A 12,056-nucleotide genomic window follows, 5' to 3' on the forward strand; every position below is an offset into this window, starting at 1 on the left:
ATGCATACTAAATCGATTTCTTTCCTTATTTTTACTGCATTAACTAAACTAAAGAAAAATGGATCTTAAAGCAAAAATGTTACGCGACGACGCACTAAAAGGAAAAACAATTGTAGTAACCGGTGGTGGTAGTGGATTGGGAAAATCGATGACCACCTACTTTCTGGAATTAGGTGCTAACGTGGTTATCACATCCCGTAACATGGAAAAGCTTCAAAATGTCAAGACAGAATTAGAAGCACAGACCGGGGGTAATGTACTTCCCGTTCAATGTGATGTACGAAACTATGATGAAGTGGAAGCGATGGTTGCGGCTTCGGTTGCAGAATTTGGTACCGTAGATGTGCTGTTAAATAATGCTGCTGGAAATTTCATCTCCCCTACCGAACGCCTTTCCGCAAATGCCTTCGATACCATTATCGATATTGTATTAAAGGGTACAAAAAATTGCACGTTGGCTTTTGGGAAACACTGGATCGATAAAAAAGAAACGAATAAATCGATTGTAAATATCGTAACCACATACGCTTTTACAGGATCTGCCTATGTAGTGCCAAGTGCTACAGCGAAAGCAGGTGTATTAGCTTTAACAAGATCGTTAGCAGTAGAATGGGCAAAATACGGAATGCGATTTAACGCAATTGCTCCAGGACCATTCCCAACCAAAGGAGCGTGGGATCGTTTACTTCCAGGTGACTTAAAAGAAAAATTTAATCCGGCGAAAAAAGTTCCAGTAAAACGTGTGGGAGATCATCAAGAACTAGCAAATCTAGCTGCGTATTTAGTGTCTGATTTTTCAGGATATGTAAACGGAGAAGTGATCGTGATCGACGGTGGAGAATGGCTGCAAGGTGCCGGGCAAATGAATCAGCTTCAGCAAGTCCCTAAAGAAATGTGGGATATGATGGAAGCAATGATTCGTTCGAAGAAAAAGTAATAACCCGCTTAGTATCATTTTAAAACCAAATTTTTCAATTTTATTTTAAATATTTGTTCACTTCCTGTTAACAAAAATCATTTTCATTCCGCATAATTAATCGTAATTTTAGCATCCTAATCTATCTGAAATTAATGGGTAAAATAATCGCTATTGCTAATCAAAAAGGAGGTGTTGGGAAAACCACTACGTCTGTTAACTTAGCCGCTTCTTTGGGCGTTTTAGAAAAGAAAGTTTTGTTAATTGACGCTGATCCCCAAGCAAATGCTACTTCGGGTTTAGGAATCGATGTGGAAACCGTTGAATATGGTACATATCAACTACTTGAGCACACTATAAATGCTAAAGAAGCGATTGTTACTACGACGTCTCCAAATGTCGATGTTATTCCCTCGCATATTGACCTTGTAGCCATTGAGATTGAACTTGTAGATAAGGAGTCACGAGAATACATGTTAAAAAAAGCAATCGAACCTCTTAAAAAAGAGTACGATTATATTTTAATAGACTGTGCTCCTTCCCTTGGTCTATTAACTCTTAATGCACTTACGGCTGCAGATTCGGTGATTATTCCTATTCAATGCGAATATTTTGCGTTAGAAGGATTGGGAAAATTACTTAATACAGTAAAAAGCGTTCAAAAGATACATAACAGCAATCTTGATATTGAAGGATTACTGCTTACTATGTACGATTCTAGATTACGTTTAAGCAATCAAGTAGTAGATGAAGTAAAGAAACATTTCGATGCAATGGTCTTTAAAACAATCATTCAAAGAAATGTACGTTTAAGTGAAGCACCAAGTTACGGAGAAAGTATTATTAGTTACGATGCAGGAAGCAAAGGTGCCAATAATTATTTAAGTTTGGCGCAGGAATTAATTGAGAAAAATTAGAAGTGAACATGGCGAAAGCAACTAAAAAACAAGCATTAGGCCGCGGTCTTTCTGCTTTACTGAAAGACCCTTCGAACGACATACAATCGGTTGCCGATAAAAATGCAGATAAAGTTGTAGGAAGTATCGTGGAGCTTGAATTAACGGCTATTGAAGTAAATCCGTTTCAGCCACGTACCAGCTTCAATGAAGAATCGTTACGTGAACTTGCCTCTTCCATTAAAGAATTAGGAGTTATTCAGCCTATCACGGTTCGAAAACTCGATTTTAACAAATACCAATTAGTAAGTGGGGAGCGTCGTTTTCGAGCTTCAAAATTAATAGGTCTTGAAACCGTACCAGCCTATATTCGTATTGCGAACGACCAGGAATCACTGGAAATGGCATTGGTTGAAAATATTCAACGACAAGATCTTGACCCTATCGAAATTGCTCTTTCATACCAGCGCCTTATTGAAGAAATTGATATTACCCAAGAAGAATTAAGTGATCGGGTGGGTAAAAACCGTTCAACGATTACTAATTACCTGCGCTTGTTAAAATTGGATCCTATCATTCAAACCGGCATGCGTGACGGTTTTATCTCAATGGGACACGGTCGGGCACTCATTAATATTGAAGATACCGATGAGCAACTTTCTATTTATGAAAAAGTGCTAGGTAAAAAATTATCGGTTCGGGATACAGAAGCATTAGTACGGGATATGAAGTCTTCAACACCCACAAAAACGCCTTCAGCAAAAAAAACAATTCCATCCTACGCTAAAGACGCTAAAAAGGAACTTTCTACCTTACTTGATAGAAAAATCGATGTTAAAATAGGCTCTTCAGGAAAAGGACAATTTGTGGTGCCTTTCGCAGACAAAGAAGACCTTTCTCGTCTTTTGAAGCTTATTAAAAGTGAAAAATAACCTCTTATATATACTCTTGTTTTTACCGATAGTTTTTCTTTCGGCACAGACAAGCGATACCATTCCGGTGACTAAAACCGAAACGATTGTAGTTACAAAAGACTCCATTAGTAATTTAGAACCTTACGATCCGCTAGCTCCTTCTCGAGCAGCATTTTATTCTGCTGTGGTTCCAGGGCTAGGACAAGCCTACAATAAAAAATATTGGAAGATTCCCTTAATTTATGCAGGAATGGCTTCAGGAGTATATTTTTATCTTAGAAATGATAAAGACTATAATTTATTTCGAGATGCTTATAAACGAAGACTTGCCGGCTTTAACGACGATGAATTTCAAGGAATTTCTGACCAACGTTTAATTGATGCCCAAAAAAATGCCCAGAAAAACAAAGACGTAAGCATCATTGTAGCACTTGCTTTTTATATGGTGAATATTATCGATGCCAATGTAGACGCTCATTTACGGCAATACAATGTGAGTGAAGATATTTCTTTACAACCAAATTTTGAAGTAAATCCAATTAATACACAAGCCAATTACGGACTATCATTAACCTTTAGATTGAAATGAAAATTGCACTCTTAGGCTACGGAAAAATGGGAAAGACCATTGAAGCGCTTGCCATACAAAAAGGACATACTGTCGTATATAAAAGTACGAGTACTACTTCGGAAGGAATTCTTTCTGAAGCCAATGTCGCTATCGAATTTTCATCACCCGACATTGCGATAAAAAACATTGCAAAATCCTTTGAAGCTGGAGTTCCTGTAGTATGCGGTACGACAGGATGGCTTGATCGCTACGAAGAAATATTAAAATTATGTGAACAGCGTAACGGAAGCTTCCTCTATGCGTCAAACTTCAGTGTAGGAGTAAATTTGTTTTTCAAACTTAATGCATACGCTGCCTCTCTTTTTGAGGATTGGAAAGAGTATATGCCCGCAATTGAAGAAGTTCATCACACACAAAAAAAAGATGCTCCAAGCGGAACGGCCATTACACTTGCTGAAGGGGTTTTAAAGCACCGCAACGAAACCGATTGGGTTTTAGACAAACAGCAAAAAGATAAAGTAACCATTAAAGCACAACGTATCGATGATGTAAAAGGTACACATACTGTGACCTATGCTTCAGATATTGATACGGTATCACTAAAGCACGAAGCACATTCTCGCGACGGATTTGCATTAGGAGCTATACTTGCAGCTGAGTGGCTTCAGAACAAGGAAGGAGTTTTTACTATGGAAGATGTACTGTTCCGAAGTAATTCTTAAAATGAGACCTAACGAAACACGAATATAAAAATAGGGCTTCAGAACTTTTAGTACATTTGATCTCTATATAACAAAAAGTTTTTCTTCGGAATAAAAATTATAAAACATGAGTTGGACAGGTTGGTTAATATTCATTCTTATCATTCAAGTAATCCATTTTTTAGGAACTTGGAAATTGTACATCAAAGCTGGAAGACAGGCTTGGGAAGCAGCTATTCCCGTGTACAATGCAGTTGTTTTAATGAAAATTATAAATCGCCCTTGGTGGTGGACGATTCTGTTATTTGTTCCTATTGTAAACCTTATTATGTTCCCGGTAGTGTGGGTAGAAACCATTCGTAGTTTTGGAAAAAACAATGCGACCGATACTTTTCTCGTACTTATTACTTTCGGATTATATATCTACTATATTAATTATACACAAGACGTTACCTATATAAATGATCGAAGTTTAAAACCCCGTACCAGTACGGGTGAATGGGTAAGCTCTGTCTTATTTGCAGTTGTTGCCGCGACTATTGTTCATACGTATTTTATTCAACCTTTTACTATTCCTACTTCCTCGTTAGAAAAAACATTACTTGTAGGTGATTTTCTCTTTGTAAGTAAATTTCATTATGGAGCGAGAACCCCTATGACACCACTTTCATTTCCAATGGTTCACGATACTATCCCGGTAGTAAAAAGTAAATCGTACTTAAAGAAACCACAAATTCCATATTTTAGATTACCAGGGTTTCAGAAAATAAAAAGAAATGATATTGTGGTTTTTAGTTGGCCACCAGATACTTTAACAAATATTACGAATCCTAATAGCAAGGTTGACATAAAGCCACTCGATAAAAAATCGAACTATGTAAAACGTTGTGTAGGATTGCCTGGTGATTCTCTTGAAGTTCGGGACGGTTATGTTTATATTAACGGAACACAAACCCAATTGCCAGATCGAGCGAAGGTTCAATTCATGTATTTCGCTCAGTTCTCAAAACCTTTCAACCCAAGATATGCGTATGAAAGATTCGATATTACAGATATTAACGGCAATCAATCAAGAACAGCTTTTCAATTTCATGCTACTAATGAAGTAGCCGATCGGTTTAAAAAACTACCTAATTTAGACACTATTTACAGGATTCGACCTGAAAAAGGTCAAGCTACCGGAGGCATGTTTCCACATACTCCAGACCACCCTTGGAATGTTAATTACTATGGTCCATTATACATACCACAACAAGGCGCTACGGTCGAAATTACTCAAGAAACACTACCCTTATATCGTCGCATTATAGAAGTCTATGAAGGCAGCGAGCTTGGTATTACTAACGACATCTCCCTAAATGGAAATCAGGTATTATTAAATGGTAGCCCAATTACCGAATATACCTTTAGACAAGATTATTACTGGATGATGGGTGACAATCGAAACAATTCTCAAGATGCTCGTTCATGGGGGTTTGTTCCATTTACACATGTAGTTGGAAAACCTGTATTTATTTGGATGAGTTGGGACTCTAACGCCCAAGGGTTTGCTAATAAAATTCGATGGGAACGCATGTTTACCACCGTAGGCGGAAGTGGAGAACCGGTATCTTATTTTAAATACTTCTTAATACTCTTAGTCGGGTGGTTTGCATTCGATTTCTACAGAAAGCGTAAAAAGAAAACAACATAAATTTGTTTTAGAGACAATCTTTTAACCCGTTAAATAATACGTTCGTAACACGCCGAATTCTAAAAAATGAAGTCTGTTTTACTCTACCCAGCTTATTTTCCATGCATAGTACAAATGGTTGCGGTAGTTCAATCTTCTAATATAACCTTTGAGGTAGAAGACAATTACCAAAAGCAAACCTATCGAAATAGAGCATATATTGCCCATACTAATGGAAGGTTATTACTTAACGCTCCCATAAAACATTCAAAGAACGGAAGACACCAAAAAACTAGCGATGTACAATTTGAAAAAGCATTTCCTTGGCGCGAAGAACATTGGAAGTCAATTCAAAATGCATATCGAACGTCTCCTTTTTTCGAATACTACGAAGACGATTTAGCACCACTTTTTAAACAACCAGAATCCTTTTTATTGAAGCATAATTTCACAATTTTTGAAACAATTTGTGAACTAATTGGTTTTGATCCTATCTATTCTAAAACTACGGTTTTTGAAAAAGAACCTACTTATACTGATCTTCGTTATTTGGTAAATGCAAAATTGAAAAAGACATTTCAATTACAACCCTATACTCAAGTCTTTGAAGCTGGTCATGGTTTTTTACCTAACCTTTCTATTTTAGATTTAGTATTTAACGAAGGTCCAAATACACTTAACTATCTTGAATCACAAGAATTGAATTTTTAATTTTTATAGAACACTAATCTATTTCAAATAGTTTATTACTCATCCTTTTCTATCCATCCCACAGTGGCACTTATTGGATAATGATCTGAAAAAGAATTTTGAATAGTTTCAAAATCGATTACATTGAAGTCAGGGTCTGTAAAAATAAAATCGATACGCATAGGATACGAGTCGAATAAAAAGGTAGTTCCTATTCCATTACCACGCTCTAAGAAAGCGTCTGAATATGTTTCCTGTATGGTTTTATAATTATACGAAAAAGGAGTATTGTTAAAGTCTCCAGCAAAAATAACTGGATATTTTGATTGTTTAGCGTGTTTTAAAATTTCCGAAAGTTGATCCTGCTGTTTCGAAAAAGCATAAGAAATTCGTTGTCGCAAACGATCTTTATTTCCTTCCTGCAAATAGCTTACTTGAGGTTGTATTCCTAGTGATTGTAAATGTAAATTATAGATGCGTATGGTATCTGCCCCCTTTACTATATCTACATATAGTGCATTATTATAAGTTCCGTCAAAATTAAAAGCCCCTTGTCGTGCCATGGGGTATTTTGAAAAGATTGCATGACCTAATTTTGTCTTATCATCTTTAAAATGAATGTATTTATACGGATATGCCGAAAAATCTACGGTTTCTTTTCTGTAATATTCCTGAATACAAAGCACATCCGGATCTTCCTCTTTCAATATAGATGCAACCGTTGAAGCGACTTTATTAGAAGCTTCAGAATTGTCTCCGTCTTTTTCGTACGCATTAAAAAGACGCACATTATAACTTAATAGTTTTAATGATTGCTCGTATTCTGAAGCATCTCCTTCCGAAGAAAATTGTACAAACTCATTAAAATGAAAATATGCAATGGCAAGTACTAATATTGACAATAACATTTGGCGGCGCATTCTAACTAACCAATACACTGCAAATAATGCGTTAATCACTAATAATGGAGATACAGCTAAGCTTAATAATGAAAGATTAGGATAGGATTTAGGGGGTACATATGGCAATACAAAAGAAAGCACTAAAAGAAATGCTGCTACAGAATTGAGCCAGAATATGAGCTTTCCAAAAAAACCTATTTTTTTCAACCGTTAGTGTTTAGTGGTATTTATTCTTCTTTACCCGCTTTAAAAAGAAAGTCTTTTTCTGTTTTTGTTAAACTGTCATAACCGCTTTTACCAATTTTATCTAAAATAGCATCTATCTTTTTTTGATGATCGTTTTTTCCAGTTGTTTTTGAAGTTCGGGTTGTAGTTGTTTTTTTTGTTCGGTGTACGGTCTTAAATGGTTTTTTTGATCTGGGTTTTAAAAGATTTTCAACCCAATCGATAATTTTTTCGAACCAAAGTCCAATATCTTTCCCTTTAGCTAATTGTGTAGCATAGACATACCCAAACAGTCCTCCACCAACATGAGCTAATAAACCACCAGCATTCCCACTAGAAGGCAGTCGCACTAAGTCAAGTATAAAAAGTACGGCAGCAATTTGCCATAATTTAATCGTCCATGAAAAAATTCGAAATGCAGTATTAGGTGTGTACGTTGCGATAAAAACCATGATGGCCGTTACCGCTCCAGATGCACCAATAAGAAATGATCTGCTGTTAATAAACGCAGGAAAAACATTATACGACACCACAAACAATAATCCTCCAAAAAAGGCACCAAGTAAATAGACCGTTAAAAACCGCTTTTCACTAAAAAGAGTCAAAATAAACTTTCCGAAGAAATGCAACCAAAGCATATTAAATAGAATATGGAAGAAGCCGAAATGCAGAAAGCTATACGTAATTAAAGACCACGGCTGAAGTATTAATTGCCCCAAATCCTCTGGTAATGAAAACCATGAAGTTATCGCTGCTTGTGAACTATCAAATAAAAATGCAGCCAATCCAACTACAATAAATATAATTGCATTAATAGCAATTATCTTTATAATGATGTTTGCCGTTTTATACTGATATGCAAGGTTGTTTGCCGCCATAAGTTAATTCCAACGATGTTTGTCCATACTATTTCGTTTCCAGTAATAAGCCATAATAAACCCGAATAAAGCTCCTCCTAAGTGTGCCCAGTTGGCGATATTCTGACCAAATAAAGAAAATCCAGTTAATCCCGAAAATAAATCTAAAAGCAATAACCCAGGTATAAAATACTTTGCCTTTATAGGAATTGGTAAAAAGATAAGCATTAATTCCATATTAGGATACATTAACCCAAACGCCACAAGAACCCCATAAATTGCACCTGAAGCTCCAACAGCAGGAGTATGAAATGCGGCATACATTGAGTCTATTTTTTCTTTTGAAACAAAATCTAGAACAGCGGTACTACCCCCAGAACCTGTTTCGAAATAATTTGTAATATCTAAAGGACTCCAACCACCAGAGATAAGCGCGTCCATCGTGCTATGAATCTGAATATACCCTACGAGATTGTGAATTAAAGCAGCACCAATCCCTGCTGAAAAATAAAAGAAAAGAAACTTATTTCTACCCCAAATAGTTTCCAAAGGAGATCCAAACATATACAACCCAAACATATTGAAAAGAATATGCATAAAACTCGATTGATCGTGCATAAACATATGCGTAATGGGCTGCCATATCTTAAAATTCGGATTCTCAAAATAATACAATGAAAACAAACGATAGGCAACATCTCCAGTTAGCAACGATCCAATATAAACTAATACATTAATTATAATTAATGCCTTTACAGTATCTGTGATTCTTCCCATGTAATTTACATAAATTTTTTATCGAAGTCAGACGTATCCATCGTTATTAAGACGGGACGGTTTGCAGGCGAAACACTAGGCTCCTTACAAGCAAATAACTGATGTATTAAATGTTCCTGTTCTTCTTTATTGAGTGAAGTTCCCGATTTAATGGCCATGCTTTTTGCCATCGATTTCGCTAATACATCATTCTGACTAAACCCAGCGTCGGGGACTTCATTTTTAATATCGTTTAATAATTGCTCTAGCACTAATTCGGCATGACTTTCCACGACCGAAACCGGTATTCCGCTAATTTCAATGCGATCTTCTTCTATTGCTGAAAACACAAAGCCGGTATGTTCTAGTTGTTCACGAATCTTTTGTATTATTTCGATGTCTGGTTTCGTAAAATGCAGCAACAACGGAAATAACAACTGTTGACTCACTGCTTCTTGAACCGTAATATTTTTTAATAATTCCTCATATAGAATACGTTGGTGTGCCAGATGCTGGTGTACGACCATCATTCCATTTTTCAAGGGAGTAATTATGTATTTATTCTGAAGCTGAAAAGTGGTTTGTCCCGTCTTTTGAATTGTATCTCCAAACAAACTTCCGGTCACCGAGTCGCTTTCCATATGAATCGAACTTTCATCTGAAGCCCAAGAGCTATGTGACACGTCTGGCAATTCACTTCCACCCGAAGTTCGTGCCTCAAAACCATCTTTTAAACCTACATACAACGATTCCCATGCAGGTTGTTTTTCTTTACGATACGAACTTCCACCTCCCGAAATCTTAGCTTCTTTCTGAAATGGATTAAAATCGCGATCCACTTCAACTGTAGGTGCCACTGGAGTTTTTTTACTGTATTCGTACGGAGTTTCAAATCCAGAATCTTTATTAAAATCTAGTACAGGAGCGATACTAAACTGTCCTAAACTGTGCTTTATAGTTGCCCGAAGCATCGCATACATGGCGTGTTCATCGTCGAATTTAATTTCCGTTTTGGTAGGATGAATATTAATATCGATCGATTTGGGGTCTACGTTCAAAAATAAAAAATAGCCCGGATGCGTTCCGGGTTTTATCAATCCTTCAAAAGCGGAAAGTACTGCATGGTGCAGGTAGGGGCTTTTCACAAATCGATTGTTTACGAAAAAGAATTGCTCCCCTCTACTCTTCCGTGCGAATTCAGGTTTAAAGACAAATCCGTCGATTGTTAGAATTTCTGTTTCTTCAGTAACAGGAACCAGTTTTTCATTTGTTTTTGTTCCGAAGATATTTACAATACGCTGCCGTTCGTTGCTTTCTGGCAGATTAAACACGTCATTTCCGTTGTGTGTCATTGTGAACGCCACAGAAGGATGTGCTAATGCAACCCGATGAAACTCATCGATAATATGCCGTGTTTCTACTGTATCGCTTTTCAGAAAATTTCTCCGTGCGGGAATGTTGTAAAATAAATTTTTTACTGAAATAGTGGTTCCTTGAGGCACAACTGCAGGTTCTTGTTCGGTTACAGTACTGCCTTCAATACTAATCTTTGTCCCAATTTCTGAAGCTTCTGTCTTTGTTTTTAATTCTACATGAGCAATGGCAGCTATGGAAGCTAAAGCCTCTCCGCGAAACCCTTTTGTATGTAAATTAAAGAGATCTTCGGCCGCTTTAATTTTAGAAGTGGCATGACGTTCAAAAGACAGTCGAGCATCTGTAGTACTCATCCCCATACCTGTATCGATTACCTGTATTAAGGTTTTACCAGCATCTTTTACTATAAGTTTAATGGAAGTAGCTCCTGCGTCTATGGCATTTTCCAACAATTCTTTCACTACGGAAGCAGGACGCTGAACGACCTCTCCAGCAGCGATCTGATTCGCTACATGATCTGGTAAAAGTTGAATGATGTCTTTCATTAAGGTTGCTGCACAAAAATGGATAGATCGAAATCGATAATGTACAGGAATATTAGAATAAATAAGGCGACTACGAAGAATATAATTCTATTAGGACTTTTAGATTTTGATTCGCGAAGTTCTTCCCAGGCATTCTTAAAGTTTCCTTTCATACCTTTATTCGAACCTACTGTCTTTCTGTATTTATCGAATTTATGCTCGATTTGATACGGACTTCCTTCTCCGTCGTTCTTGTAATAACGCGGTTCATACCCAAACTTTTTGTTCTGTCTTGTTTTTAAAATTCCCATAACGCTTGTGTTTTCAAAGTTACTTAAAATACAGCAGTTTTTGAAACGATACTGCTGCGGAATTATAAACAATTATTATTCCATTTTTTTAGCAGCAGTCGTGATACAAATCCATTTAAGAAGGACTCATAGGCTACATTTAAAAACGTCCTAGCTTGTTTTTTTTTAAGAATGGGTAAGAACTATCTCGTTCAAATAAATTATGTAAAGGCTTAAAAAAAGGAAGTATTAGAACTTGGCGTCTTTTCTTAGTTGTGCCATTTTAATTGCAGCAATAGCAGCTTCAGAGCCTTTATTACCGTGTTTTCCACCACTTCGATCTATCGCTTGTTGCATGGTATTATCGGTTAAAACGCAAAAGATAACAGGAATATCATTGTGAACATTGAGGTCTTTAATGCCTTGGGCTACAGCTTCACAAACATAATCGAAATGTTTTGTTTCGCCTTGTATCACGCTTCCAATAACAACGATTGCATCGAGCATATCGAAACTCTGTTGCATTTTTTTAGCTCCGTAAATTAATTCGAAACTTCCGGGGACATTCCAACGTACAATATTTTCTTTAATACCACCACAATCGAGAATGGTGTCGAAGGCTCCTTGAAACATCCCTTGGGTAATGTCTGGATTCCATTCTGAAACAACAATCCCAAACCGAAAATCTTTCGCATTTGGGATTGTTGTTTTATCGTACGCTGATAAATTCTTTGTAGCTGTTGCCATTATTGATATCCTAAAGAACGG

At 36.6% G+C, this 12,056-nt stretch carries 13 protein-coding genes; 7 read left to right on the forward strand and 6 right to left on the reverse strand.

Annotated features, from left to right (window positions below; all coding sequences use genetic code 11):
- Nucleotides 1–58: 58 nt before the first annotated feature.
- The 7 genes from ULVI_RS01235 to ULVI_RS01265 all read left to right on the forward strand — a co-directional run bounded on the left by ULVI_RS01235 (nt 59) and on the right by ULVI_RS01265 (nt 6,381).
- Complete coding sequence (locus ULVI_RS01235) at nt 59–937, forward strand: SDR family oxidoreductase (protein ID WP_068588683.1); 879 nt, start codon at nt 59–61, stop codon at nt 935–937.
- 134 nt (nt 938–1,071) lie between these two features.
- On the forward strand, nt 1,072–1,833 hold the full coding sequence (locus tag ULVI_RS01240) for a ParA family protein (protein WP_068588686.1): 762 nt from the start codon (nt 1,072–1,074) through the stop codon (nt 1,831–1,833).
- Nucleotides 1,834–1,841: 8 nt separating this feature from the next.
- Nucleotides 1,842–2,744 carry a ParB/RepB/Spo0J family partition protein gene (locus ULVI_RS01245; RefSeq protein WP_068588689.1) on the forward strand — a complete coding sequence of 301 codons (903 nt, stop codon included), beginning with the start codon at nt 1,842–1,844 and terminating at the stop codon, nt 2,742–2,744.
- Nucleotides 2,745–2,760: 16 nt separating this feature from the next.
- On the forward strand, nt 2,761–3,315 hold the full coding sequence (locus tag ULVI_RS01250) for a DUF5683 domain-containing protein (RefSeq protein ID WP_241780941.1): 555 nt from the start codon (nt 2,761–2,763) through the stop codon (nt 3,313–3,315).
- Nucleotides 3,312–4,019, forward strand: coding sequence for a 4-hydroxy-tetrahydrodipicolinate reductase (gene dapB, locus ULVI_RS01255; protein ID WP_068588696.1), 708 nt, complete (start codon nt 3,312–3,314; stop codon nt 4,017–4,019). Before ULVI_RS01250 ends, dapB begins: the two co-directional genes overlap by 4 nt.
- Nucleotides 4,020–4,125: 106 nt before the next feature.
- Nucleotides 4,126–5,691, forward strand: a complete 1,566-nt coding sequence (gene lepB, locus ULVI_RS01260) for a signal peptidase I (protein ID WP_068588699.1) — start codon at nt 4,126–4,128, stop codon at nt 5,689–5,691.
- A gap of 66 nt (nt 5,692–5,757) precedes the next feature.
- Nucleotides 5,758–6,381, forward strand: a complete 624-nt coding sequence (locus ULVI_RS01265) for a WbqC family protein (RefSeq protein ID WP_068588702.1) — start codon at nt 5,758–5,760, stop codon at nt 6,379–6,381.
- Nucleotides 6,382–6,416: 35 nt separating this feature from the next.
- On the opposite strand, the gene ULVI_RS01270 is transcribed toward ULVI_RS01265, so the two are convergent.
- From ULVI_RS01270 to ribH, 6 genes are all read right to left on the reverse strand, one after another.
- Entirely contained in the window at nt 6,417–7,469 is a 1,053-nt protein-coding gene (locus tag ULVI_RS01270; RefSeq protein ID WP_068588705.1) for an endonuclease/exonuclease/phosphatase family protein, read from the reverse strand.
- Nucleotides 7,470–7,489: 20 nt separating this feature from the next.
- Entirely contained in the window at nt 7,490–8,365 is an 876-nt protein-coding gene (locus ULVI_RS01275) for a rhomboid family intramembrane serine protease (RefSeq protein WP_068588709.1), read from the reverse strand.
- A 3-nt stretch (nt 8,366–8,368) separates the two neighbouring features.
- Nucleotides 8,369–9,121 carry a rhomboid family intramembrane serine protease gene (locus tag ULVI_RS01280; protein WP_068588711.1) on the reverse strand — a complete coding sequence of 251 codons (753 nt, stop codon included), beginning with the start codon at nt 9,119–9,121 and terminating at the stop codon, nt 8,369–8,371.
- A 5-nt stretch (nt 9,122–9,126) separates the two neighbouring features.
- Complete coding sequence (gene mutL, locus ULVI_RS01285; RefSeq protein ID WP_068588714.1) at nt 9,127–11,019, reverse strand: DNA mismatch repair endonuclease MutL; 1,893 nt, start codon at nt 11,017–11,019, stop codon at nt 9,127–9,129.
- Complete coding sequence (locus ULVI_RS01290) at nt 11,019–11,309, reverse strand: riboflavin synthase subunit beta (protein ID WP_068588717.1); 291 nt, start codon at nt 11,307–11,309, stop codon at nt 11,019–11,021. Before ULVI_RS01290 ends, mutL begins: the two co-directional genes overlap by 1 nt.
- Before the next feature lie 228 nt (nt 11,310–11,537).
- On the reverse strand, nt 11,538–12,035 hold the full coding sequence (gene ribH, locus ULVI_RS01295) for a 6,7-dimethyl-8-ribityllumazine synthase (protein ID WP_068588720.1): 498 nt from the start codon (nt 12,033–12,035) through the stop codon (nt 11,538–11,540).
- Nucleotides 12,036–12,056 lie beyond the last annotated feature (21 nt).

This window comes from Cochleicola gelatinilyticus (assembly GCF_001637325.1).
Taxonomy (GTDB): Bacteria; Bacteroidota; Bacteroidia; order Flavobacteriales; family Flavobacteriaceae; genus Cochleicola; species Cochleicola gelatinilyticus.